Origin of the sequence: Streptomyces sp. NPDC052109 (assembly GCF_040680195.1) — a bacterium.
Classification (GTDB): domain Bacteria; phylum Actinomycetota; class Actinomycetes; order Streptomycetales; family Streptomycetaceae; genus Streptomyces.
Genome location: NZ_JBFAWF010000001.1, coordinates 914,844 through 939,419, shown reverse-complemented (window position 1 = coordinate 939,419; position 24,576 = coordinate 914,844). Strand labels below are relative to the sequence as shown.

General features: G+C 70.8%; 16 protein-coding genes. 7 read left to right on the top strand and 9 right to left on the bottom strand.

Features of this window, described 5'->3' with window-relative positions; translation table 11 throughout:
• Positions 1–58 precede the first annotated feature (58 nt).
• Complete coding sequence (locus AB0L59_RS04260; protein WP_365578986.1) at positions 59–460, bottom strand: hypothetical protein; 402 nt, start codon at positions 458–460, stop codon at positions 59–61.
• Positions 461–556: 96 nt separating this feature from the next.
• Between AB0L59_RS04260 and AB0L59_RS04255 the strand changes: the two genes are divergently transcribed.
• The 5 genes from AB0L59_RS04255 (at position 557) to AB0L59_RS04235 (ending at position 5,806) form a co-directional block, all read left to right on the top strand.
• Positions 557–1,084 carry a tetratricopeptide repeat protein gene (locus tag AB0L59_RS04255; protein WP_365579513.1) on the top strand — a complete coding sequence of 176 codons (528 nt, stop codon included), beginning with the start codon at positions 557–559 and terminating at the stop codon, positions 1,082–1,084.
• 60 nt (positions 1,085–1,144) lie between these two features.
• On the top strand, positions 1,145–3,064 hold the full coding sequence (locus AB0L59_RS04250; RefSeq protein WP_365578984.1) for a hypothetical protein: 1,920 nt from the start codon (positions 1,145–1,147) through the stop codon (positions 3,062–3,064).
• A gap of 79 nt (positions 3,065–3,143) precedes the next feature.
• Entirely contained in the window at positions 3,144–4,022 is an 879-nt protein-coding gene (locus AB0L59_RS04245; protein ID WP_365578982.1) for a metal-dependent hydrolase, read from the top strand.
• Positions 4,022–5,080: a PDR/VanB family oxidoreductase gene (locus AB0L59_RS04240; RefSeq protein ID WP_365578980.1), complete on the top strand. Its 1,059-nt coding sequence runs from the start codon at positions 4,022–4,024 to the stop codon at positions 5,078–5,080. The genes AB0L59_RS04245 and AB0L59_RS04240 overlap by 1 nt, the downstream gene beginning before the upstream one ends.
• 36 nt (positions 5,081–5,116) lie before the next feature.
• Positions 5,117–5,806, top strand: coding sequence for a TetR/AcrR family transcriptional regulator (locus AB0L59_RS04235; protein ID WP_365578978.1), 690 nt, complete (start codon positions 5,117–5,119; stop codon positions 5,804–5,806).
• A gap of 10 nt (positions 5,807–5,816) precedes the next feature.
• On the opposite strand, the gene AB0L59_RS04230 is transcribed toward AB0L59_RS04235, so the two are convergent.
• From AB0L59_RS04230 to AB0L59_RS04200, 7 genes are all read right to left on the bottom strand, one after another.
• Positions 5,817–6,182 carry an isomerase gene (locus AB0L59_RS04230; protein WP_365578976.1) on the bottom strand — a complete coding sequence of 122 codons (366 nt, stop codon included), beginning with the start codon at positions 6,180–6,182 and terminating at the stop codon, positions 5,817–5,819.
• 34 nt (positions 6,183–6,216) lie between these two features.
• Positions 6,217–11,589, bottom strand: coding sequence for a pullulanase-type alpha-1,6-glucosidase (gene pulA, locus AB0L59_RS04225; RefSeq protein ID WP_365578974.1), 5,373 nt, complete (start codon positions 11,587–11,589; stop codon positions 6,217–6,219).
• Positions 11,590–11,797: 208 nt separating this feature from the next.
• Positions 11,798–13,171 carry an alpha-amylase family protein gene (locus tag AB0L59_RS04220; RefSeq protein ID WP_365578972.1) on the bottom strand — a complete coding sequence of 458 codons (1,374 nt, stop codon included), beginning with the start codon at positions 13,169–13,171 and terminating at the stop codon, positions 11,798–11,800.
• Between the two features lie 155 nt (positions 13,172–13,326).
• The gene (locus AB0L59_RS04215; RefSeq protein WP_365578970.1) at positions 13,327–15,012 is read right to left on the bottom strand and encodes a glycoside hydrolase family 13 protein; all 1,686 of its coding nucleotides are present in this window, start codon (positions 15,010–15,012) and stop codon (positions 13,327–13,329) included.
• A gap of 202 nt (positions 15,013–15,214) precedes the next feature.
• Positions 15,215–16,120 carry an ABC transporter permease subunit gene (locus AB0L59_RS04210; RefSeq protein ID WP_365578968.1) on the bottom strand — a complete coding sequence of 302 codons (906 nt, stop codon included), beginning with the start codon at positions 16,118–16,120 and terminating at the stop codon, positions 15,215–15,217.
• A 19-nt stretch (positions 16,121–16,139) separates the two neighbouring features.
• The gene (locus AB0L59_RS04205) at positions 16,140–17,144 is read right to left on the bottom strand and encodes a sugar ABC transporter permease (RefSeq protein ID WP_365578966.1); all 1,005 of its coding nucleotides are present in this window, start codon (positions 17,142–17,144) and stop codon (positions 16,140–16,142) included.
• Between the two features lie 102 nt (positions 17,145–17,246).
• A complete protein-coding gene (locus AB0L59_RS04200; RefSeq protein ID WP_365578964.1) occupies positions 17,247–18,521 on the bottom strand; it encodes an extracellular solute-binding protein in 1,275 nt (424 codons plus the stop codon).
• Between the two features lie 347 nt (positions 18,522–18,868).
• On the opposite strand from AB0L59_RS04200, the gene AB0L59_RS04195 reads away from it, so the two are divergent.
• Entirely contained in the window at positions 18,869–19,903 is a 1,035-nt protein-coding gene (locus tag AB0L59_RS04195) for a LacI family DNA-binding transcriptional regulator (RefSeq protein WP_365578962.1), read from the top strand.
• 68 nt (positions 19,904–19,971) lie between these two features.
• Positions 19,972–20,847 carry a phosphatase PAP2 family protein gene (locus tag AB0L59_RS04190; RefSeq protein ID WP_365578960.1) on the top strand — a complete coding sequence of 292 codons (876 nt, stop codon included), beginning with the start codon at positions 19,972–19,974 and terminating at the stop codon, positions 20,845–20,847.
• On the opposite strand, the gene AB0L59_RS04185 is transcribed toward AB0L59_RS04190, so the two are convergent.
• Positions 20,829–23,834, bottom strand: coding sequence for a bifunctional [glutamine synthetase] adenylyltransferase/[glutamine synthetase]-adenylyl-L-tyrosine phosphorylase (locus AB0L59_RS04185; protein WP_365578958.1), 3,006 nt, complete (start codon positions 23,832–23,834; stop codon positions 20,829–20,831). The two genes, AB0L59_RS04190 and AB0L59_RS04185, sit on opposite strands and share 19 nt — an antisense overlap.
• Between the last annotated feature and the right edge of the window lie 742 nt (positions 23,835–24,576).

Below are 24,576 nucleotides of genomic sequence, written 5' to 3'. Positions count from 1 at the left end.
CGAGGCCGGTGACGGAACCCCCTCCCGTCACCGGCCTTTCCCGTGTGCGCGCCCGGTGTCATCCACCGTGCGCGGAGTGCTCGGCATGGTTCGTGCCGATCTCCACGTCCCCGCCGAGCGTGCCGCGCAGCGCCTTGACGACCCCGTCGTCGCCGACGGCGACCCACTTGCGGCCGACGAGGTAGTAACCGCCGTAGTCCTTCGCGTCGTTGATCCACTCGCGCTGCCCGCGATCGGTGGCGAACGTGGCGAGGATGAACCTGCCGTCGCCGTTCTTGCAGATGGCCTGGCGAAGCTCGTCGGCGTCGGTCTGCATGTTGGGCGTGCACTTCACCTGGGCGGCCAGGCTCTCCAGGCTGCCGGTCGCGGTGGGCGGGACCGCCTTGGTGTCACCGCTCGAGCCGCAGCCCGCCAGCGCCAGTACGGCCGCGGCGGCCGGCAGCAGTCGTGTCACCCTCATCTGTTCCTCCGGTCCTGTGGGCCAAGCATGCCTCAGCTCCTTCGGATACGTCCCTCGACCGCCGTCTGCTCAAATCCGCTGACCGGCCGCGCACGGGTGTGCGAAAGTGCCCCGGTGAACCAGAACTGGGAAGACCGTGTGGCCGCCGCGTGGGCCACCTTCGACGACTATCCGGAAGAGCGCGCGCACGAGTTCCGCGCGATGATCGACGCGCTGGTCGCCGAGCTGCCGCACGACAGCCCGCTGGGCGCCTTCGAGCAGGCCTGCGCCTGGGACTCGACCGGACACTCGGACAAGGCGGTGCCGCTGTACCGGGAGGCGCTGGCGCGCGGGCTGAGCGAGGCGAGCCAGTACAAGGGCCGCCGGGCCAAGATCCAGCTGTCCAGCTCGCTTCGGAACATCGGCGAGGCGGAGGAGGGCGTCAAGCTCCTCACGCCCGAACTGGACTCGCCCTCGGACGAGTTGGACGACGCGGTACGGGCCTGTCTCGCCCTGTGCCTGTCCAGCCTCGGCCGTGACCGCGAGGGCCTGTCCCTCGTCCTCGGCGCCCTCGCCCCGCATCTGCCGCGCTACCAGCGGTCGATGGCCAACTATGCCCGCGCGCTGGTCGAACCGGAGGAATGAGGCCGGGCGGCATCACCCATCCGGGGGTGACCAACCCACGACTCGCTCGTTCTCCATGACGTGCAGTCACAGGATGTAGCCCAGCGTCACGCACCCGCCTCCGCCGGCGCCTCCGGACCGGTCGACGTCGAGCAGGCCGAGGCCGTGCTCGTCGAGCACTATCCACGGCTGGTGCGGATCGCCTATCTGGTGCTGCCGCCGGGCCTCGGCCGCAGCCGCCGGGTGTTGACCGCACACGCCCTCGCCCAGCGCGCCCTGCCCCGGGGCCGGGGGCAGCGGCCGGCGATCCCGGCCCAGACCGCGGGCCGCGAGGGCGACCCCGGGTACGCCTTCCTGCGCGAGCGCGTCCTGTGCGCGGCCCTGGAGGCGGCCCGGCCCCGCAAGGGCCTGCCCCGGCTGTCCCAGCTGCCTCCGCTGCTGCCCCAGGTGTGGGGCCTCAGGCTCTTCCCGCGCTCGGGCGGCGCCGACGAACTCACCCTCGACCAGCGGCTGTCGGCCCTGTCCGGCCCCGCCCGCGCCGCCTATGTGCTGCACGGCCTGGAGAAGCTGTCCGACACCGAGATCCGGGGGCTGCTCACGACCGCCGGGGTCGACGACCCGGGCGGCGCGCTGGCCGCGGCCAACGGCGTGCCCACCCAGCCCGCGCTGCTCTCCTCCCCCGAGTTCGACCCCTGCCTGCTCCAGGCCCGGCCCACCGACCTGATGCGCCGCCGCCAGCACACCAAGGCCGCCCTCGCCGCCGCCGCGGCGCTCGCGGTGTGCGGGGCGCTGGTCGCCCTGCCCTCGGGCGGCTGGGGCCCGGACGGCGCCGCCGCTCCCGCCTACGCCGGGAACCCCGCCGCCGAGGCCGCCCTCGACCCCGCCCGGCTGGTCCGGGTCTCCCCCGCCGACTGGAAGTCCGCCGCGCGCACCGACTTCTCGGTGTGGCCCGCCCGCGGCCCGCTCACCGGCGACACGGGCCTGCTGCGCCGTGCCCTCGCCGTCTGGGCCCGCCCCGGTGCCACGGTCCGGGTCTCGGCGACCCCGGGCACCCAGACCGGCGGCCCGGCCGGGCCGCCCCAGCTGCTGTACGCGGGCCAGGTCGACAACGCCCGTGTGGTGATGTTCTACGACGGCCTGCGCATCGCCCGGTACGCCGAGCCGGTCGACGGCACCCAGGGCGCGGCCCTGGACCTCGCCCGGGTCGACGGCGCGTCCGGCGCCGAGGCGAGCGCGCTGGTGCTGGGCCGCGCCGACGGCAACGTCCGCTACCTGACGGCCCCTTGGGTGCGGAAGGCGGCTTCGCGGGACCTGATGAAGCCGGACTCGGCCGCGACCCCGCTGAGGCTCACCGACGGCATCACCGCGCCGCTGGCCAGCCCCGCGCTGCAGCCCGGCAGCTGCACCTCCTGGACCGTGCTCCAGCTGACCGACGCCTCCGGCACCCGGCTCGCCACCGACCTGGGCGAGTTGGTCCCGGCCCACCTCACCGCCGGCCGGCCCGGCTCGGACGGCGAGGCGTCCGGCGCGGACGGCCTCAGGGCCTGGGCGCCGTTCGCCTGCTCGCTTCAGGTGGAGCGCTCGGCGGGGGTGAGCAGTGTCAACGCCTGGACCTTCGCGGGCCAGCCGCTGCCCGACGGCACCGGGGCGGCCGAGTGGGTGTGCACCAGGGCCGAGACCTGGCGCGGCGACGGCACGGGCGCGCTGGCCCAGTTCCGGACTCCGGGCGGGCCGGTGGGGGCGGTGGTCGCCAAGGGCACGGACGCGCGGGCCTGTGGACCACGCGACCCCCATGTGCTCGCCGGGGTGCTGTGGAAGTCCGCGGCCGGGCACTGGTATCTGCTGGCCGCGGGCGACAAGGACACGGCGTCCATCCAGGCGGGGGGCGGGGTCACCGCCGCCGGGCAGGGGCAGTTCCTGGTGGCCCGTGCCAAGCAGGGGGCTCGGGCCTCCCTGAAGGGCGCGCTGGTGGACGGGACGGAGATCAGCGGGTTGCGGTAGCGCCCTTTATTGACAGTGGCGTAAACAAGCCCGGCCGCAGGGGGTTCCCAGCCCGCCTACCCGTCAGTACATTGACGCCATGTCTAACACGCATGCCCGGGTGCCCCTCACGGCGCGCAAGGTGTCCTTCTCCTGGGACGGCACACCGTTGCACTGGGTGCCGGGGGATCCGTTCACCACGCACACCATCAACGTGCTGCACCTGCTGCTGCCCGCCGGCGAGCGGTGGTTCGTGCACGTCTACAAGCAGGTGCTGCCGTACGTTCGCGACGAGCGGCTCCGCGAGGACGTCATCGGGTTCATCGGCCAGGAGGCGATGCACTCCCAGGCCCACGACGAGGTGCTGCCGCACCTGCGCGAGCAGGGGCTCGACCCGACGCCGTACACCGCGCAGGTCGACTGGTTCTTCGAGAAGCTGCTCGGCGACCGGACGCTGCCGCCGGGCAGGCCGCGCCGGTGGTGGCTGATGGAGCGGGTCGCGCTCATCGCGGCCATCGAGCACTACACCGCGTTCCTCGGCAACTGGGTGCTCAACGCCGCGGAGCTCGACCGGCGCGGCGCCGACCCGACCATGCTGGACCTGCTGCGCTGGCACGGCGCGGAGGAGGTCGAGCACCGCTCCGTCGCCTTCGAGCTGTTCATGCACGTCGACGGCAGCTATCGCCGGCGTGTACGGACCTGGGCCACGGCCTTCTCGGCGCTGGTGTTCCTGTGGCAGCGCGGGGCGCGGTTCTTCATGGAGAACGACCCGACACTCATCGACGGCAGGGCCTCCTTCAAGGACTTCTACGTCCGCGGCAGGCGGGGCCTGCTCCCCGGGACCGGGGACATGCTCAGGTCCATCCCCCGCTATCTGAGCCGCGGCTACCACCCCTCGCTGGAGGGCGACACCGAGCAGGCCGTCGCCTACCTGGCCTCCTCCCCCGCGGCCACGGCGGCGGAGAAGAGGGCCGCCTGATGCCGAAGCCGCGCAACCTCGCGCTCGTCGCGGGCGCCGCCCTGCTGGCCCGGCGGGCCCTGCGCCGCCGTATCAAGGTCTCACCGCTGTGGCCGATGCCCGCGCTGGAGGAGCCCACCTCGGGCCGACCGCGCTCACGGGCCCTGCGGCTGTCGGTGACCTCGCACGAGACCGTGGCCGAGGGTGTTGTCCGGCTCCGCCTGGAGGGGCGCGACTTGCCGCGCTGGGAGCCCGGTGCGCATCTCGACCTCGTCCTGCCGTCAGGACTCGTGCGGCAGTACTCGCTGTGCGGCGACCCCGAGGACACCTCCTCGTACACCATCGCGGCCCGGCTGGCCGAGAACGGACGGGGCGGCTCGCGCGAGGTGCACGAGCGGGTGACGGAGGGCATGCAACTTCAGGCGCGGGGACCTCGGAACCGCTTCCCGCTGATCGAGGCGCCGTCGTACGTCTTCGTCGCCGGAGGGATCGGGATCACCCCGCTGCTGGCGATGGTGCGGGCCCTTCCGGAGAACGCCGAGTGGCGGTTGCTGTACGCGGGGCGCGACAGGGCTTCGATGCCGTTCCTGGAGGAGGTCGAGGAGCTGGGCCGCATGGGGGTCCCCCCGGGCGAGCGAGGCCGGGCCCCGGGGAGGGTGACCGTCGTGGAAGGAAGGCCGGACCTCGACGCTCTCGAGGTGAGCGAGGGGACTGCCGTCTACTGCTGCGGGCCCGAGGGACTCATGACGGCCGTCGCGGCACGCTTCCCTGACGTCCGCCTCGAACGGTTCGCCCCGCGCACCGACGCCGTCGGCAACACGGAGTTCGAGGTCGAACTGAGGCGCAGCGGCCGAACGTTGACCGTGCCGGCCGACTCCACCGTGCTGGCGGCCGTACGCCGGGAACTGCCGGACACCGCGTACTCCTGTGAGCAGGGGTTCTGCGGGACCTGTCAACAGCGGGTACTGGAGGGGGAGATCGACCACCGGGACGAGCTGCTGACGGACGACGAGCGCGCCGACTCGATGCTGATCTGCGTCTCGCGCGCCCGGAGCGATCGTTTGGTGCTCGACATGTGACCGCCTGCGGCCGGATCCGATCGGTAAGGTGGGCGCATGAGTACCGGGGTTCGCCGCAGGATGGGCGTCGAGGAGCGGCGGCAGCAGCTGATCGGCGTCGCCCTCGACCTGTTCAGCCGACGCTCGCCGGACGACGTCTCCATCGACGAGATAGCGACGGCGGCGGGCATCTCACGGCCCCTCGTGTACCACTACTTCCCCGGCAAACTCAGCCTCTACGAGGCCGCGTTGAAGCGCGCCTCGGAGGATCTCGCGAGCCGCTTCGCCGAGCCGCACGAGGGCCCGCTCGGCGCCCGGCTGCTGCGGGTGATGGGCCGCTTCTTCGACTTCGTGGACGAACACGGGCCGGGCTTCTCGGCACTGATGCGGGGCGGCCCGGCCGTAGGCTCTTCGGCCACCAACGCACTCATCGACTCCGTGCGCCAGGCCGCGTACGAACAGATCGTGTCCCACCTCGGCGTCACGGACACGCCCCCGCGCCTGGAGCTGGTCGTCCGCTCCTGGATCTCCCTCGCCGAGTCCACGGCGCTGATCTGGCTGGACGGCCGGCGCATCCCGCGCGCCGAGCTGGAGGTCCAGCTGGTGCACGACTTCGCCGCCCTGGCCGCCGTCAGCGCCGCCTACGACGAGGACATGGCGACGCTGCTGAAGAGCATGGTCAAGGACGAGCCGGCCGACGGCCCCTTCGCGGAGCTCGTCGGCCGGCTGATCGCCCTGGGTTCCTAGGCCTGGACCGTCACCGGTCGAACTTCCGGTACGACGCATCGAGGTCGCGGACCTCGGCGGAGGCGTGCAGCAGCGGGAACGCCACGTCCGCCACATGCCCGCGCAGGAGCTCCAGCGCCCTGTCCGCCAGCCTCGCCTTGGTCTCGTCGCTGCGGCCGGCGAGGAGCCCGATGGTCACGTGCACGATGGCGTGCCCACGCACCCCCGGGTCCTCGTACCCGTACGCCGTGTGCGTGCTCGACCGGAACTGCGTCTTGCATGCCTCCGGCTTCGCCGCCGCGATCTCCACGGTCGCCTCGTGCAGTGCCCGCGCGAAGCCCTCGCGGTCGAAGGCGTTCTCCATGGTGTCGGAGTAGTCGACGGTGATCTGCGGCATGGCGCACTCCTGTTCTACGGCAACGGCCCCGACCCTACTTCGCCGCCCGGCTGAACACCGCCACCGTCCGTCCCGGGACGCCGAACGTGCCCGAGTCGGCCGCATAGGAGGAGGTCTTCACCACCGGGTCGGCGCCCTTCGCCTGCACCGGGTGCAGCCGGTACGGCGTCCCCGCCAGGGCGGCGACCTTCTGCTCCTGCCGCTCCGGCGTGGCGTTGAAGACGACGACCAGGTCGCCGAGCCTCATCGTGATCACACCCGGGGTCTCGTCCACGCCGGACAGCGGGAAGGACAGCTCGTCCTGCACCTGCGCGGCCGTGCCGAGGGAGAACGCCTTCTCGGTCGTACGGATCCTCAGCAGGTCCTGGTAGGCGGCGGAGGCACCGGTGATCTGCGGGCACCCGACCTTCACGCTCGTGAGCAGCGGCCGGGCGTAGTCCCACTTGGACTGGTTGTCGGCCGCCATGGGCAGTCCGCGTCCGAAGCCGTTGCCGTCGGCGCAGTTCCAGTGGATGGCGTTGAACCAGTCCCCGCTGTCGAAGGAGTTGCGGTCCAGCGACTTCGAGCGCAGCAGGTCGGTGCCCGCCTGGGACAGGGCCGGCCCCTGGGAGAGGCCGGCCATGGCCATCGCCAGCACCTGCATCCGGGCCCGGTCGGACGCGGAGGTGTCCTTCGGGAGCTTGTAGGTCAGGGCGTCGAACAGCGACTCGTTGTCGTGCGCGTCCACATAGGCGAGGGCGTCGCCGGGTGCGGCCGCGTAGCCGGCGGGCGAGCCGTTGTAGTCGACCTCGGCTCCCGTGACGTCCTTGCCGTCGGTGTCCGTGAAGCGGTACTTCGCGAGGTTTCCGGTCAGGCCCACCTTGATCAGGTCCTGGTAGTGCAGGAGGCGGGCCTTCTGCACTTCCTTCGAGCCGTTGGCGGCGGACCCGTTGGGGTCGGTGTACAGCCCGGACGCGAAGCCCTGGATGCCGGGGTCGGAGTCGAAGGGGCTGCCGCCGCGCACCGCGTCCCGGGCGCGGTCGGAGAAGGTGGCGATGCCGGTGCCCGCCATGTTCGCCTGCGTCGCCTGGACGAAGCGGGCGTCGTTCGCGACCTCGCCGAAGTTCCAGCCCTCTCCGTACAGGATGATCTTCTTGCCGTCGACGCCGTCCTTCTCGGGGGTCAGCGCGTCGAGGGCCTTCCTGACCGCGAGGATGTTGGCCTTCGGGTGGTGGCCCATGAGGTCGAAGCGGAACCCGTCGACCTTGTACTCCTTCGCCCAGGTGACGATCGAGTCCACGACCAGCTTGCCCATCATCGCGTTCTCGGGTGCGGTGTTGGAGCAGCAGGTGCTGTTGGCCACCGAACCGTCCGCGAGCAGCCGCTGGTAGTAGCCGGGCACGATCTTGTCCAGCACGCTGGTGTCGGCCTGGCCGCTCGCCGCCGTGTGGTTGTAGACGACGTCCATGACGACCCTGAGGCCGTCCTGGTTCAGTGCCTGGACCATCTTGCGGAACTGGACCGTACGGGCCGTGCCGTCCGGGTCGGTGGCGTACGAGCCCTCGGGAACCGTGAAGTGGTACGGGTCGTAGCCCCAGTTGTAGGCGTCCATCGCGGCGATCTTCGCCACGCACTCCTGCTGCCGGTCGGAGTCGGCCGCGTACGAGGCCAGGTCGCAGTCGGTGCTCGCCTGGTCGGCCTTCTTCTCGGGGACGGTGGCGAAGTCGAAAGCGGGCAGCAGGTGCACGTACGAGGTCCCGGACTTCGCCAGCGCGCGCAGGTGCCGGGAGCCGTCGCTGTTCTTGTCGGTGAAGGCCAGGTAGGTGCCCTGGTCCTTCGCCGGGACGGTCGGGTCGGCGACCGAGAAGTCCCGGATGTGAAGTTCCTGGATCTGCGCGTCCCTCAGCGGTACGGCCTTGGGCTTGTGCAGGGCCGACCAGCCGCTCGGGGCCAGGGCCCTGTCGTTCAGGTCGACGACGAGGCTGCGCTCGGAGTTCGCCGTGAGGGCGACCGAGTAGGGGTCGGTGACCTCGTTGGTGACCAACTTGCGGACGCTGGGCGCCCACACCTTCACCACGTACCGGTAGGGCTTGCCCTTCCAGGACGCCGGGCCGGTGACGGACCAGACGCCGGTGGTGTCGTCGCGGTGCATGGCCCTCGTCGAGCCGTCCAGGTCCAGCGAGACGTCCTGGGCGGTCGGCGCCCAGACGGACAGGGTGGGCCTTCCGCCGTGGAACACCGGCCCGAGCTGCGCCCTGGTCGCACCCGGGTACAGGTCGTCCAGCACGCCCGCGATCTGCACACCGGTCGCGGCCTGCACGGCCCCGTTGGCGGCGCGCTGCGAGGCGACCAGCTGGCCCTTGAGGGCCTCGCGCACCCGGCCCCGGTCGCGCGGGTCCACCGACCAGGCGGCGTAGTCCCTCAGGTACGGGAACTTCGCCTTCTGGGCGTCGGTCAGCGCGGTCTTCTCGAGCCGGATCCAGCGCTCGTCGTCGCTGGTCAGCGTCCCGTCCTTGACGGCGATCGAGCCGTCCGAGGAGTACACCAGCTGAGTGGAGGCGGCGCCGTCGACGCCGTTCCAGGCGACGGTGTCCCGGTCGATCCAGATCGCCTTGGACGTGGTCAGGTCGAGGGCGGCCGCGCTGCCCGCCGGCTGCGGCAGCAGGTACTTCTCCTGGCCGTTCAACAGCCACACCTCGTAGCCGGCCGCCTTGAGGTCCAGCGACTGGTCGGCGGCCAGGTCCTTCTCGTCGCCCTTGTGGATGATGTAGCTGAGGCTGGTGGCACCCTCGGTGAGCGGCACCTCGAAGACCGCGCCATAGGCGTCAGTCTTCACCGGCTTGAGCGGGTTCGACCAGTCGGTGGGGTTCGCGGCACCCGTCCAGACGTGCAGGCCCCAGCCGTCGTAGTTCCCGTCGGTGCGGTGGTAGTGGATGACCGCCTTGGTCCGGTCCTGCGCCGGGTAGTCGGGCTTCTGGGTCAGTACGTCGGCCTTGCCCTGCTCGACCCAGACCTCACCCGTCCTGGTGACGTCGATGCTCCGGTCGGCGGAGACGTCCTTGTTCCCGTTCTTGTCGATGACCAGGAAGCCGACGTTCGAGGCGCCCGGCTTGAGCTTGACGTAGGCGAAGGCGCCCCAGGCGTCCCGGCCGGCGAAGGGGTGGCTGGCGGGCCAGTTCGTGGCCTCGCCGTCGGCAATGTCGCCCCAGGCGTACAGGCCCCAGTTGTCGTAGTCGCCGTCGGTGCGCTTGTAGTGGACGATCGCGTAGTCGCGGGAGGAGGCGGTGGGGGCCTCGGGCGCGGGCGGGGTGCCGGAGGCGCTGCTCGCCGTGGCGCTCGCGGTGTGCCGGGCGGAGTCGATCACGACGGCCTTGTAGCGCAGCGCGGTGCCGGCCGGTACGTCCTTGCCGAGGGTCTGGGTGACCTCGTACGGGGCGTGGTCGGCGGAGCCGAGCACCTGCCACTTGGCGTTTCCGACCTGGGCGGCGAAGACGACCCGGTTGAGCTGACCGCCGTCGACATCGGCGGTGACGTCCACGGTCCCGGTGGCTCCGGCGGCCGGTGCCTTCAGGGTGATCGTCGGTTCGGCGGCGGGCTCGGCAAGGGTGCCGGCCGCCTTGTAGACGACGGCGGACTCGGCCGGGACGGTGACGGTGACCTTGCGGTCGCCGTCGCTCTTCACGGAGTCGGTGGCTCCGTAGATGCCCCGGTACGACCTTCCCGCCGAGCCGGTCGCGAAGGTGGCCGTCCTGGCCTCGCCCGCGTTGTTCAGGGCGACGACGTATTCCTGCCCGGTCTTCGCGTCCGTGCGGGTGAAGGCGTAGACGCCGGCACCGTCGGCCGCGTAGCGCTCGGTCTGGACCCCGTCGGTGAGGGCCGGGTTGGCCTTGCGGAGCTCGGACAGCGCGGCGATCCGGCGGTAGAGCGGGGCGCTCGTGTCGTAGGAGTCGCTCGCGTGGGTGCGGTCGGTGCCGATCTCGTCGTCGTCGAGGTAGTCGGCGACCTTGGAGGCGAACATGGTCTGGCGGGCGTCCTTGTCGCCGCCGGAGCCGGTGAAGCCCTGCTCGTCGCCGTAGTAGACGACCGGGTTGCCGCGGCTGAGGAACATCACCTCGTTGGCGAGCTCGTCCTTCTTCAGGATCTCGGCGTCGCCGGCCTTCGGGTTGTCCTGCTTCAGGAAGTACCCGATGCGGCCCATGTCGTGGTTGCCGAGGAAGGTGACCTGCTCGTACGCGTTGGCCTTGTCGGTCGTGTACTTGTAGTCGTCACCGAAGACGCTCGCGAGCTTCTGCGCGCTCGCGCCCTGGGAGGCGTACGAACGGGCCGCGTCCTGGAACGGGAAGTCGAGGGTGGCGTCGAGGCGGCCCTGGGTGACGTACGGCGAGGTGACGGAGGTGTCGGCGGAGTAGGTCTCGCCGAACATGAAGAAGTTCTTCCGCCCGTGCGCGGCCGCGTACGCGTCGAGCGCGGTCGCCCACTGGGTCCAGAACTCCATGTTCACGTTCTTGACGGTGTCGATCCGGAAGCCGTCGACGGCGAAGTCCTTCACCCACCGCTCGTAGATCTTCTCCATGCCGTGCACGACCTCGGGCCGCTCGGTCCACAGGTCGTCCAGACCGGAGAAGTCGCCGTAGGTCGCGGACTCGCCGGCGAACGTCGAGTCGCCCCGGTTGTGGTACATCGTCGGGTCGTTGAGCCAGGCCGGCACCTTGCTCCGGCTCGTGACCTGCGGGGTGTACGGGAAGGAGGCGCCGGAGACGGACGGGAACCCCTTCGTGCCGGCCGCGTAGTCGGCGTCGTCGAAGGGACGGCCGTCCTTGGTCAGGTAGGGGAAGGCGCCCTTGGAGAGGTAGTCGGAGGACTTCTCCTTGTAGTCCACGACGTCGGCGGTGTGGTTGGTGATGACGTCGAAGAAGACCTTCATGCCTTTGGCGTGCGCCTTGGAGATGAGGGTCTTGAGGTCCTGGTTGGTGCCGAAGTGCGGGTCGACCTGGGTGAAGTCGGTGATCCAGTAGCCGTGGTAGCCGGCGGAGGCGTTGCTCCCCGTCCCCTGCACGGGCCTGTTCTTGAAGATCGGGGCCATCCAGATGGCGGTGGTGCCCAGGCCCTTGATGTAGTCCAGCTTCTTCGTCAGGCCCTTGAGGTCACCGCCCTGGTAGAAACCCTTGTCGGTGGGGTCGTAGCCGGTGCTGAGGCGGGAGCCGGTCAGGCCGCCCTTGTCGTTGGACGTGTCGCCGTTGGCGAAACGGTCCGGCATGACGAAGTAGAACTGCTCGCGCGTGTCGTCGTGCCGGGCGGGCTCGGCGGCGAGGGCCGCGTCCGAGGGGGGCGCGGGCGGGGTGGCGGCGTGGGCCGCCAGTGGCTGGATCAGTGCGGCGGCGAGGGCTGCGGCGGTGATGGCCGCGGCCCGTCTCGCTCTCGGTATCACAGGCGGTAACTCCTAGCGAATGCGGCTCGATTGGGTCCGACCCCGCGCGACCGTATCGCCGACGAAAGGCTTACAGCAAGAGTCTTGAAACTCGTGGCAAGAAGTTTCAGCGCCAATCCGGACGTGCCCGCCGGGAGTCCGGGACGAACCGCTCCTACACTGCGGGCAGTTCGTCCCGGCTGCACGACGAGCGACACCTGGAAGCAGCTCAGCAGGTGCTCTTGCCCGCGTAGATCGCCAGTGCCGTGTCGGCGCCCAGGGTCGCGGTGAACTGCCCGCCGGAGTTCACCGCCACCGTCGTGTTGTTCTGCACGTTGCAGTACGTGCCGGCCGGCAGGGAGGTCTGGTAGGTCCGGGTCTGCGACGAGGACTCGTGGTTGATCGCCACGTACCCCTTGCTGCCCCGGCCGAAGGCGATCCAGTTGTTGCCGTCGTCCCACCAGTTCGAGACCGCCTGGCCGCGGGTCGCGTTGCGGAAGGCGACCATGCGGATGATCTCCGGCCAGGCGTGCTGGCACTTCCAGCCGTCCTGCCAGCAGGCGTTGACCTGGCCGTTGTTGGGCGGGCCCGCGTCCGCGTCGGACCATTCGTATCCGGAGTTGATGTCCGGGGCGCCGTAGGGCCAGGCGAGCATGAAGACGTTGGCCAGGGTGTAGTTGGCGCCGTCCTTGTAGTTGAGCGTGCTGCCGTTGCGCTCGGTGTCGTGGTTGTCGACGAAGACGCCGGCGACCGAGCTGCTCAGATAGCCCCAGCCCTCGCCGAAGTTGTTCAGGTAGGCGAGCTTCTCGTTGTTGAAGACGCGCTTGAGGTCGTAGGCGTAGCGGAACTCCTGGACGTCTCCGTTGCCCGTGTACTCGGAGGGCTGGACGGCCTCGTTGGCTCCGTAGATGACCTCCTGCTTCCAGTAGACGGAAGGGTTGGTCAGGCGGCTCTTGATGTTGGCCAGGTCCTCGGCCGGGATGTGCTTGGCCGCGTCGATGCGGAAGCCGTCGGCCCCCAGGGAGAGCAGGTCGTTCATGTAGCCGGCGATGGTCTTGCGGACGTACTCCTCGCCGGTGTCCAGGTCCGCCAGGCCGACGAGTTCGCAGTGCTGGACGTTCCAGCGGTCCTGGTAGTCGGTGACCTGCGAGGTGCAGTCGTCGAAGTCGGGATACGAGTACAGGCCCGGATAGTCGTACTTGCTGTACGTCGAGCCGCCGGTGCCGGTGCCGCTGCCCGCCGACATGTGGTTGATGACCGTGTCGACGACGACCTTCAGGCCGGCCGCGTGACAGGTGTCGATCATGTTCTTGAAGGCGGTGCGGTCGCCGAGGCGGCCCGCGATCTTGTACGACACCGGCTGGTACGAGGTCCACCACTGCGAGCCCTGTATGTGCTCGGCGGGCGGGGAGACCTGGACGTAGCCGTAACCGGCGGGGCCCAGGGTGGTGGTGCACTCCCGGGCCACCGAGGCGTAGTTCCACTCGAAGAGGACGGCGGTGACGTCCTTGGTGCCGGGCGGGGAGGCGTCTGCGGTGGATGGGGTCATGACAAGGATGGCGGCCGCGAGGGCGACCGCCCCCGAGAGGGTTCTGCGTGCCATGTGGGGGTTCCTTCGACGTTGAAGGCTCGGGGAGTCCGCTGAGGACGCTTGCTGCAAGGTTTCAGCAAACTTGCGGTGACGCAGATGTTAAAGGCCCGCTGCCGGAAAGGCAGCGGGCCGTTGTGAAGTTGATGCAAGAACTTCTCGACGGGCCGTCAGGCCGTCGTGAACCACACCGTGGTGTCGGCGGGTACCTTCGTTCCGGCGGGCGCCTCGGTGACGTCCTCGCTGGCGAGCAGGACGCGGCCGTACGCCGGGGTCGTCACGGGCTCCTCCGTGGTGTTCGCGACGCAGACGAACTCGCCGCGCCGGAGGACCAGCACGCCCTCGGGCGCCCGCAGCCACTCCACCGCCTCGCCCGCGCCGAGATCGGGGTGCGAGCGGCGGATCCGCAGGGCGGTTCGGTACAGCTCCAGGGTGGAGCCGGGGACCCCGGTCTGCGCCTCGACGCTCAGCTCGCCCCAGCTCGCCGGCTGCGGGAGCCAGCTGCCGCCGCTGCCGAAGCCGTACGAGGAGCCCTCGCGGGTCCACGGGATCGGGACGCGGCAGCCGTCCCGGAAGCCGTCCTGGCCCGCGCCGCGGAAGTACGCCGGGTCCTGGCGCACCTCGTCGGGCAGGTCGACGACGTCCGGCAGACCCAGTTCCTCGCCCTGGTAGATGTACGCCGAGCCGGGCAGCGCCAGCATCAGGAGCGTGGCCGCCCTCGCCCTGCGCAGGCCGAGGGCGCGGTCGCCGGCCGTGCGGATCTGGGTGCCGAGGCCGGGCGGGTTGGCGAAGCGGGTGGCGTGCCGGGTGACGTCGTGGTTGGACAGCACCCAGGTGGCGGGGGCGCCGACGGGGCGCATGGCCTCCAGGGTGCGGTCGATGACCGCACGGAGTTCCCCGGCGTCCCAGTCGGTCGCCAGGTACTGGAAGTTGAAGGCCTGGTGGAGCTCGTCCGGACGGACGTAGTTCGCGGTGCGCTCGACGGTGGGGGTCCAGGCCTCGGCGACGAAGATCCGCTCACCGGCGTATTCGTCGAGGATCCGGCGCCACTGCCGGTAGATCTCGTGCACGCCGTCCTGGTCGAAGAACGGCATGACATCGTTGCCCAGCAGCTTGAGCTGGTCGTGCGAGCCGAGGTCGGGCAGGCCGTCGGCCTTCACCAGGCCGTGGGCCACGTCGATGCGGAAGCCGTCCACGCCCATGTCCAGCCAGAAGCGCAGGATGGAGCGGAACTCGTCGCCGACGGCCGGGTGTTCCCAGTTGAAGTCGGGCTGCTCGGGGGCGAAGAGGTGCAGGTACCACTCGCCGGGCGTGCCGTCGGGCTCGGTGACACGGGTCCACGCCGGGCCGCCGAAGATGGACTCCCAGTCGTTGGGCGGGAGTTCGCCGTTCTTTCCCTTGCCGGGGCGGAAGTGGTAGCGCTCCCGGAGCGGGGAGCCGGGGCCCTCGGCGAGGGCGCGCTTGAACCACTCGTGCTGGTCGGAGGAGTGGTTGGGCACCAGGTCCACGATGATGCGCAGGCCGTGGGCGTGCGCGTCGCGGATCAGCGCGTCGGCGTCCAGCAGGTTGCCGAACATCGGGTCGACGGCGCGGTAGTCGGCGACGTCGTAGCCGGCGTCGGCCTGCGGGGAGGCGTAGAAGGGGCTGAGCCACACGGCGTCGACGCCGAGGTCGCGCAGATGCGGCAGGCGGGAGCGTACGCCCTCCAGGTCGCCCATGCCGTCGCCGTTGCTGTCGGCGAAGCTGCGCGGATAGACCTGGTAGATGACCGCGTCCCGCCACCAGTCGCGGCGGCGGTCGGCGACGGTGGCCACGGCGGAGTGGGGGGCCGGTGCGGCAGAGTGCTGCTGGCTCATGGCGTCCTTGATTGCTAAGGGAGTTCGGGTCATGGGCGCGTGGGTACGGCGGCGGAGCCGGGCCGGGGTCGGGTGGGGTGCGGGGCGGCCGCGGTGACAGCGGGGTCTGGGGTTCCCCCCGGCTCGGGCGAAGCCGAGAGCCGGGGAGGGCACCGCGGCCGCCTACCCGCGCGACAGGCGCGCGGGAGTCCCGGTGCGGGCGTCAGCCCTTCGTGCCGCCGGCGGTCAGGCCGGTCACGAGGTTCTTCTGCACGAGGTAGAAGAACACCGACACGGGTATCGCGATCAGCACGGCTGTGGCGGCCATGTAGTTCCACTGGGCGTCGTGCTCGCTGACGAAGGTCTGCAGACCGACGGCGAAGGTGTACTTCGAGTCGTCCAGCATGAACGTGGTGGCGAAGGCGACCTCGCCGACCGCGGTGATGAAGTTGTAGAAGGCCGCCACGGCCAGCCCCGGCCGGGCCAGCGGCAGGATCAGCCGGAAGAAGGTGCCGAACGGGGTGAGCCCGTCGACGCGTCCGGCCTCGTCGATCTCGAAGGGGATGGTGTCGAAGTACCCCTTGAGCAGCCAGGCGCTGTACGGCACGGCGGTGGTGCAGTTGATGATGATCAGGGCCCAGTAGGTGTCGATGAGGTCGAGCCGGCTGAAGATCTCGTACATCGGCACGATCAGGATGGCGATCGGGAAGGCCTGGGTGAGCAGCAGGACCCACATCAGCTGCTTGTAGCCGGGGAAGCGCATCCGGGAGACCGCGTAGCCGGTGGTGGCGGCGACGAGGACACCGATCAGGGTGGTGCCGAGGGCCACAATCATCGTCGACTTGAACCAGTCGAAGAAGCCGGTGTGCTGGAGCACGAAACCGTAGTTGGAGAAGGACAGCTTGCCCAGGATCTTGCCCGGGTGCAGGTAGTCGTCCTTCTCGGGGCCGAGCGACAGGAAGATCAGCCAGGCCACCGGGGCGAGCGCGATCAGGCTGGCGACGGCGAGACCGCCGTGCAGCAGGGCGGCGCCGAGCGGGCCGCGTTCGCCGCGCCGGCGGACGCGGCGCGGGGGCTGCGCGGTGGGGGTCGGCCCGGCCTCGGTCTTGTCGAGGGTCGTGGTGCTCATGGCGGCGGCTCCTGCGGCGTCAGACGGCGAGCTGGTCATTGCGCTTCAGCCAGCGGAAGTAGAAGGACGTGAAGACGGCGACGATCGACAGCAGCAGTACGCCGTACGCGGCGGACTGGGCGAAGTCGCGCGGCTGCTGGCCGAAGCCCAGGAAGTAGGCCCAGGTGACGAGGATCTGGGCGTCCGGGGCGCTGGTCGGGCCGAACAGCAGGAAGATGATGGCGAACTGGTTGAAGGTCCAGATGATGCCGAGGAGGACGACGGTCGAGCTGACGGACCTCAGCCCCGGCAGGGTGACGTGCCGGAAGCGCTGCCAGGCGCTCGCGCCGTCCATCTCGGCGGCCTCGTAGAGGGAGGAGTCGATGGACTGCAGTCCGCCGAGCAGCGAGAGCATCATGAACGGCACACCGCACCAGGTGTTGACCATGATCGCGGCGAAGCGCTGCCAGAAGGTGTCCTCCAGCCACTGCGGCTCCGGCAGATGGACGGCGTGCAGGATCTGGTTGATCACTCCGGAGTCGGAGAGCATGATCCGCCAGGAGAAGACGGTGACGAAGGTCGGCACCGCCCAGGGCAGCACCAGGAGCACACGGTAGAAGGTGCGGCCGCGCAGCTTCTCGTTGAGCATCATGGCGAGGCCCAGGCCGATGGTGTAGTGCAGGGCCACACAGGCGGCCGTCCAGACCACGGTCCACAGGAAGTGCGACCAGAACCGGTCGTACGACAGCGGGCCGAACAGGATGTCCTTGTAGTTGCCGAACCCGATGAACTTGTACGTGGCCGGGATGTGGTTGACGCCGATCGTGCGCGCCGAGTTGAGGCTGTTGGCGTCGGTGAGGGTCAGGTAGACACCGCGGACCAGCGGGTAGCCCACGATCACGGCGAGCACGACGACCACCGGGGCGATCATCGCGTAGGCGTACCAGTACTTCTGGTAACCGTTCTTGACGCGCTGCCCCAGCCCGGGCCGAGGCGCGCGGTCACCGCGGCGCTTGCCGGTCGCGCGGTCGATGGCGACTGTCATGGTTCGACACCTTCGAAGAGATCGGGGGTTGGGCCGGGGCACAGGGCGGTGGCCGCCGGATCCTTCCCCTCCTTGCGAGAGGATCCGACGGCCACGCGGGCATCACTTGCTGAAGTCGGGCACCAGCTTGGCGATGGCGACCTGGGCGTTGCCCAGGCCCTTGTCCAGCGACTCCTTGCCGCCGGCGATCTTCGGCAGCTCGGTGTCGAGCGGACCCCACAGGGAGCTGTACTCGGGCAGCGCCGGGCGGGGCTGGGCGGCGGGCAGGACGGCCTGGAAACCGGCGATGCCCGGGTCGGCCTTGACCTGGTCGGTGTAGGCGTCCTCGCGCGTGGGCAGCGTGGAGTTCTTCAGGGCGATCGTCTCCTGGGAGGCGGCCGAGGTCATGAACTTCACGAACTTCAGCGCCGCGGCCTGGTGGGCCTTGTCGGAGCCGGCGTAGACGGAGAGGTTGTGGCCGCCCGTCGGGGCACCCGCCTTGCCGGTGGAGCCGGCCGGGACGGTGGCGATGCCGAGGTTGGACTTGTCCTTGAAGGCGCTGCCCTTGTAGAAGTTCGTGATCTCCCACGGGCCCTGGATGATCGCGGCGACCTTGCCGTTGACGAACGCGTCCTGGATGTGGGCGTAGGCGTCGGCGGTGGTGTCGGCCTTGTGCAGGCCCTGCCCGGAGAAGGTGCTCAGCCAGGTGCCGTAGGCCTTCTTGGCGGCGGCGGAGTCGACGGTGATCTTCTTCGCGGAGGCGTCGACGGTGTCGGTGCCCTCGCCGTAGAGGAAGGTCTGGGCGTAGTAGGCCTGGGTGGAGCCCCAGTAGCCGTACACCTTGTCCTTGGTGTCGATCTTGGCGGCGTCGGCCTTCAGCTCGTCCCAGGTCTTGGGGGCCTCGGTGATGCCGGCCTGCTTGAACAGGGCCTTGTTGTAGACGAGGGCGAGGGTGTCGGTGACCAGCGGCACGCCGTAGGTCTTGCCCTGGTACTGGGCCTGCTTGATCAGGCTGGGCTGGAACTTGGCCTGGTCGGCGAGGGCCTCGGTGCCGTCCAGCGGCAGGAAGTAGCCCTTCTTGGCGAAGGCCGGGGTCCAGCCGACCTCGGAGCGCAGCACGTCCGGGGCGCCGGTGGCGCCGGCCGCGGTGTCGAACTTGTTCTGCGCCTGGTCGAAGGGAACGTTGACGTACTTGACCTTGATGTTCTTGTTGGCGGCCTCGAACTGCTTGATCAGGGCCTGGTACGTCGGTGCCTCATTGGTGGCGTTGGACGTGTCCCACCAGGTGATGGTCACCGGGCCGTCCGCCTTACCGCTGCCGCTGTCGCTCCCGCCGCAGGCCGTCGCCGCGAGGGCGAGGGACGCCACCAGCGCGGAGGCCGCTATGCCACGCCGCATGAGTTCTCCTTGAGGGTTCAGAGCCCGAGTGAGGCAGGGGCGGTCCCGTCCGCCGTCCCTGCGGTCTTGCCGACAGCGCCGTTGCGGCGGCCGGGCGACCAGGAACGTAACAGCGATGTAAGCGTTGCGAAAGACCTTGCAGAAAAAAAGTGCAAGGGAACACGATGGTTACCCTGTCGTTACCGCTCAGCGCGCGGGCGACACTTGTGCAAGACTCTGCAAGCTCTTGCCGCCACCAATTTCGAGGGAGCCCGATGAGGCAGCAACCCAGAGCTGGGCGTCCGGCCGCTCGCGCACGGCGTCCCGTCGGTGTGCAAGGCGGCATACGACCGGTACAGTCCGGTGGCGTGACCACACGGCTTGCCGACATCGCTGCGCAGGCGGGGGTGAGCGAAGCGACCGTCAGCAGGGTCCTCAACGGGAAGCCGGGCGTCGCAGCCACCACTCGCCAGTCCGTGCTCGCCGCGCTGGACGTGCTGGGCTACGAACGCCCGGTACGGCTGCGGCAGCGCAGCGAGGGCCTGGTCGGTCTGATCACTCCGGAGCTGGAGAACCCGATATTCCCGGCCCTGGCCCAGGTCATCGGCCAGGCACTGACCCGCCAGGGCTACACGCCGGTGCTCGCCACCCAGACCCCGGGCGGGTCGACCGAGGACGAGCTGACCGAGATGCTGGTGGACCGGGGGGTCGCGGGGATCATCTATGTCTCCGGGCTGCACGCGGACACCACCGCCGACATGCAGCGCTATGAGCGGCTGCGGGCGCAGGGCGTGCCCTTCGTACTGGTGGACGGGTTCTCGCCGAAGGTGCAGGCGCCGTTCATCTCCCCCGACGACCGGGCCGCGATGACGCTCGCGGTGACCCATCTGGTGTCGCTCGGACACACCCGGATCGGGCTCGCGCTCGGGCCGAAGCGGTTCGTGCCGGTGCAGCGCAAGATCGAGGGCTTCGTACGGGCCATGCAGGACCAGTTGGGGCTCGCCGCCGAGGTGATCGAGTCGGAGCTGGTCCAGCACTCCCTGTACACACTGGAGGGCGGTCAGGCCGCGGCGACGGCACTGATCGACCGGGACTGCACGGCCGTGGTGTGCGCCAGCGACATGATGGCGCTCGGTGCGATAAGGGCGGCCCGGCAGCGGGGCCTGGAGGTACCGCGGGACGTGTCGGTGGTCGGCTTCGACGACTCCCCGCTGATCGCCTTCACCGATCCGCCGCTGACCACGGTCCGCAAGCCGGTGCCGGCCATGGGGCAGGCGGCGGTGCGCACGTTGCTGGAGGAGATCGGCGGTACGCCCGCGCCGCACAGCGAATTCGTGTTCATGCCGGAGCTGGTGGTGCGCGGTTCGACCGCCTCGGCGCCGAACGTCGTCCGTGCCCCGTAGAAGGTGCGTCGCGGACCCGGCCTTGGGATGATCGGTCGAGGAGCCCCTGTCTGGCAGACTTGATGCCTATGAGTGACTCGACCGTGACGCAGTCGGAAGGTCGCGAGGAGGTGGCCGTTCCGCGGATCGTCACGGGCGAGGTCGGACGCGGCGGCCCCCTCGGCCGGCTGCGGCGGCCGCGCCGGCCCCGGCTCTGGTTCGAGATCCTTCTGATCGCGGTGAGTTACTGGACGTACTCACTGATCCGCAACGCCGTCCCGGAGCAGAAGGCCAAGGCGCTGCGCAACGCCGACTGGATCTGGGACGCCGAGCACCATCTGGGCATCGCCGTCGAGCGGTCCGTCAATCACGCCGCCGACTCGGTGTCTTGGCTGATCATCGGCATAAACTACTACTACGCCACCCTGCACTTCGTCATCACGCTCGGCGTCCTGGTGTGGCTGTACCGGTGGCATCCCGGCCGGTACGCGGCCGCCCGTCTCACACTGTTCGCGACCACGGGTGTGGCGCTGCTCGGTTACTATCTGTTTCCGCTCGCCCCGCCCCGGTTGATGCGCGGCGGGCACTTCGTGGACACCGTGATGGTGCACCACACCTGGGGCTCGATGGCCTCCGGCGATCTGAAGCACATGTCGAACCAGTACGCGGCGATGCCGTCCATGCACATCGGCTGGTCGCTGTGGTGCGGGCTGACCGTCTTCGCGCTGGCGTCCGTGCCGTGGGTACGGGTACTGGGCTTGCTCTACCCGGCGGCCACCCTGCTGGTCATCGTGTCCACGGCCAACCATTTCTGGCTGGACGCGGTGGGCGGTGTGCTCTGCCTGTCCTTCGGTTTCTCGGTGTCACGGGTGTGGTTCGGCGCGCTGCCGTACGCCCTGCCCCGGGTGGTGCCGGTGCGGACGGCCGGGCCCGAACCGGCGACGGCTCACGTTCCGTCACCGTAGAACAGCTCCTCCACCACCGTGCGTGCCCTGCGGGTGGTACGGCGGTAGGCGTCCAGCATGTCCCCGGCGTGTCCGGCGCCGTAGCCCAGGTAGCGGCCCACGGCGGCCAGCTCGCGGGGCTCGGTGGGGAAGGTGTCCCCGGCCCGGCCGCGCACCAGCATCACCGCGTTGCGCACCCGGGTGGCCAGCACCCAGGCCTCGTCCAGGATCTCCGCCTCCTCGGCGGACAGCAGCCCGGCCTCGCGGGCGGCGGCCAGCGCCTCACGGGTGCGGCTGGTGCGCAGGCCGGGTGTGTCCCAGCCGTGCCGGAGCTGGAACAGCTGGACGGTCCACTCGACGTCGGACAGGCCGCCGGGGCCGAGCTTGGTGTGCAGCTTGGGGTCGGCGCCGCGCGGCAGGCGCTCGGACTCCATACGGGCCTTCAGCCGGCGGATCTCACGGACGGCGTCCTCCGCCAGGCCGTGGGCCGGGTAGCGCAGCGGGTCGATCAGCCCGGTGAAGCGGCGGCCCAGGTCCTCGTCCCCGGCGACCTGCTCGGCCCGCAGCAGCGCCTGCGACTCCCAGACCAGGGACCAGCGGCGGTAGTACGCCTCGTACGACTTCAGGGTGCGCACCAGCGGGCCCGACTTGCCCTCCGGGCGCAGATCGGCGTCGATGAGCAGCGGCGGGTCGGCGCTGGGCAGCTGGAGCAGGCGGCGCATCTCGGCGACGACCTTGTTGGCGGCGGCCGCCGCCTCGTGCTCGTCCACGCCCTCCTGCGGTTCGTGCACGAACAGGACGTCCGCGTCGGAGCCGTAGCCCAGCTCGTGCCCGCCGAAGCGGCCCATCCCTATGACCGCGAAACGGGTGGGCAGCATGTCGCCCCAGCCGTCGCGGACCACCGCGCGCAGAGCGCCGGCGAGGGTGGCGGCGGTGAGGTCGGAGACGGCCGCGCCGACCCGGTCCACCAGGGCACCCTGGTCGGCCTCGGCGGGGCTGGTCTCGGTGCCGTACGAGCCGACGATGTCGGCGGCCGCGGTGCGGAACAGCTCCCGGCGGCGCACGCCACGGGCCGCGGTGACGCCCTGCTCGGCGTTCTCCGCGCGGCCCACGGCGGCCAGGATCTCCTGCTCCAGGGGGCCGCGCTCGCGTGCCGCGAGGCCCCCGCCGGTGCCGTCGCCGTCGCCCAGCAGGGCCACCGCCTCGGGGGCGCGCATGAGCAGGTCGGGGGCGAGGCGGCCCGCCGACAGGACACGGGCGAGATTCTCGGCCGCTGCCCCCTCGTCGCGCAGGAGGCGCAGGTACCAGGGGGTCTTGCCGAGCGCGTCGGAGACCTTGCGGAAGTTCAGCAGGCCCGCGTCCGGGTCCGCCGAGTCGGCGAACCAGCCGAGGAGGACGGGGAGCAGGGTGCGCTGGATCGCCGCCTTGCGGGTCACGCCGGAGGCCAGGGCCTCCAGGTGGCGCAGGGCGGCTGCCGGGTCGGCGTAGCCGAGGGCGACCAGGCGTTCGCGGGCCGCCTCGGGGCGCAGGCGGGCCTCGCCGGGGGCGAGTTGGGCGACGGCGTCCAGGAGCGGGCGGTAGAACAGCTTCTCGTGCAGGCGTCGTACGACACCGGTGTGCCGCTTCCACTCGCGGACCAGCTCGGCCACCGGGTCCGTGCGCAGGCCGAGGGAGCGGCCGAGGCGCCGCTGGTCCTCCTCGGCCACCGGGACGAGGTGGGTGCGGCGCAGGCGGTGGAGCTGGATGCGGTGCTCCATCGAGCGCAGGAAGCGGTACGCCTCGTCCAGGCGGGCGGCGTCCTCGCGGCCCACGTAGCCTCCGGCGGCCAGGGCCTGGAGGGCGTTCAGGGTGGTACCGCTGCGCAGGGCGGGGTCGGTGCGACCGTGGACCAGCTGAAGGAGCTGCACGGCGAATTCGACGTCTCGCAGGCCCCCGGGGCCGAGTTTGAGTTCGCGCTCGATCTCGGACGCGGGGATGTTCTCCACGACGCGCCGGCGCATCTTCTGGACGTCCGCCACGAAGTTCTCGCGCTCGGCCACCTTCCAGACCATGGGTTCGAGGGCGTCGATGTACGCCCGGCCGAGGTCTGCGTCGCCCGCTACCGGGCGGGCCTTGAGCAGGGCCTGGAACTCCCAGGTCTTCGCCCAGCGTTGGTAGTAGACGAGGTGGGAGGAGAGGGTGCGGACCAGGGGGCCGTTGCGCCCCTCGGGGCGGAGGTTGGCATCCACCGGCCAGATCGAGCCCTCCACGGTGGTCTCGGAGCAGATCCGCATCAGGTGCGAGGCGAGGCGGCTGGCCGCGGTGAGCGCCTTGGCCTCGGTGGTGGCCTCGGTCGCCTCCGCCACGAAGATGACGTCCACGTCGGAGACGTAGTTCAGTTCATGGCCGCCGCACTTGCCCATCGCGATCACCGCGAGGCGGCAGGCCGCGGTGTCCTCGGGGGCGTTCGCCTGTGCGATGGCCAGCGCAGCGCGGAGGGTGGCGGTGGCGAGGTCGGCGAGTTCGGCGGCCGTCTCGGCGACGTCGGTCGTGCCGCAGACGTCACGGGCGGCGATGGAGAGCAGGCAGCGGCGGTAGGCGACGCGGAGGGAGACGGGGTCGGCGGCGCCGGCCAGGCCGCGCTCGAACTCCTCGATGCCCGGGTGCAGGTCCCGGGGCTCGTAGGTGACCAGGACCTGCCAGTCGCTCGGGTGGCGGGCCAGGTGGTCGGCGAGGGCGGCGGAGGCACCGAGGACCCCCAGGAGGCGGTCGCGCAGCGGCTTGGCCGCGATGAGGGTGTCCAGCAGTTCGCGGTGGGCGGTGGGGCCGTCCTGGGCCTCCAGGAGACGGACCAGGCCGTGCAGGGCGAGGTCCGGGTCGGCGGTGGCGCCCAGGGCCTCCAGGAGAACGGGGTCGTCCCGGACGGGGGCGAGCTCCGGGCCGTCGAGGAGACGCTCCGCGGCGGAGGGGTCCGTGAAGCCGTGTCGGAGCAGGCGGGTGAAGGTGCTGCTTCTGCGCCCCGGCGTCATCTCCGTGGCCTCCCCTTGCTTGCGTCTCGGATCGGGATCGTCCTGGCCAGAGCCTAGCCGGAGGGGCGGGGCGGGGGCTTTGGTGCGGTGTGTGCGGGCGGCGGGGCGGGGGGTGCGACACGGGGCCGGGTACGGGACCGCGGCTCGGGGTGGCTTCCGGGGCCTGCCGAAATGCAGAGGCGTGCCTCCGGGGCCTCGCTTGTCTGTCGGGGGCGGGGCCACGGCGTCGGGCGTCTTCGCTTGTCTGTCGGGTGCGGGGCGGTGGCCTCGGGAGCGACTTCGCTTGCCTGTCGGGTGCGGGGCCCCGGCGTCGGCGGGTGGCTTCGCTTGTCTGTCGGGGGCGGGGCGGTGGCCTCGGGAGCGGCTTCGTTTGCCTGTCGGGGGCGGGGCCACGGCCTCGGGGGTGGCTTCTGGGGCCTGCCGGAGATCAAGGGCGTGCCTCCGGGGCGTCGCCTGCATGTCGGGGGCGGATGCGGTGCCGGGTGCCGGGGAGCGTTGGATGCGGTGCGGGCCGGTGCGGTGCGGTGCGGTGACGCGATGCCTGCCGGAGCCCGTGCGGGTGTGTCGTGGCTGGTGTCGCGCCTGTGGCGGGCCGTGAGTCGGGCCGCGCCGGGTAGTGTCCGTCCTCGGTACGGCGGGCCGTTCGTCGCGTCGTGCGGGGAGTTTTCGCCGGCCGCTGCGGGCGGGCACCCGGCACGTCCCCTTCCCGCCGTGCGCGACCGCGGGTCGCGACGAGTTCCGC

What these genes read in the sequence shown, in the direction of transcription:
- AB0L59_RS04235 (WP_365578978.1), top strand. Translation starts at nt 5,117, where the DNA reads ATGAGTACCGGGGTTCGCCGCAGGATGGGCGTCGAGGAGCGGCGGCAG.
- AB0L59_RS04230 (WP_365578976.1), bottom strand. Translation starts at nt 6,182, where the DNA reads ATGCCGCAGATCACCGTCGACTACTCCGACACCATGGAGAACGCCTTC.
- AB0L59_RS04185 (WP_365578958.1), bottom strand. Translation starts at nt 23,834, where the DNA reads ATGACGCCGGGGCGCAGAAGCAGCACCTTCACCCGCCTGCTCCGACAC.
- AB0L59_RS04220 (WP_365578972.1), bottom strand. Translation starts at nt 13,171, where the DNA reads ATGGCACGCAGAACCCTCTCGGGGGCGGTCGCCCTCGCGGCCGCCATC.
- AB0L59_RS04200 (WP_365578964.1), bottom strand. Translation starts at nt 18,521, where the DNA reads ATGCGGCGTGGCATAGCGGCCTCCGCGCTGGTGGCGTCCCTCGCCCTC.
- AB0L59_RS04205 (WP_365578966.1), bottom strand. Translation starts at nt 17,144, where the DNA reads ATGACAGTCGCCATCGACCGCGCGACCGGCAAGCGCCGCGGTGACCGC.
- AB0L59_RS04215 (WP_365578970.1), bottom strand. Translation starts at nt 15,012, where the DNA reads ATGAGCCAGCAGCACTCTGCCGCACCGGCCCCCCACTCCGCCGTGGCC.
- AB0L59_RS04210 (WP_365578968.1), bottom strand. Translation starts at nt 16,120, where the DNA reads ATGAGCACCACGACCCTCGACAAGACCGAGGCCGGGCCGACCCCCACC.
- AB0L59_RS04240 (WP_365578980.1), top strand. Translation starts at nt 4,022, where the DNA reads ATGCCGAAGCCGCGCAACCTCGCGCTCGTCGCGGGCGCCGCCCTGCTG.
- AB0L59_RS04245 (WP_365578982.1), top strand. Translation starts at nt 3,144, where the DNA reads ATGTCTAACACGCATGCCCGGGTGCCCCTCACGGCGCGCAAGGTGTCC.
- AB0L59_RS04190 (WP_365578960.1), top strand. Translation starts at nt 19,972, where the DNA reads ATGAGTGACTCGACCGTGACGCAGTCGGAAGGTCGCGAGGAGGTGGCC.
- AB0L59_RS04260 (WP_365578986.1), bottom strand. Translation starts at nt 460, where the DNA reads ATGAGGGTGACACGACTGCTGCCGGCCGCCGCGGCCGTACTGGCGCTG.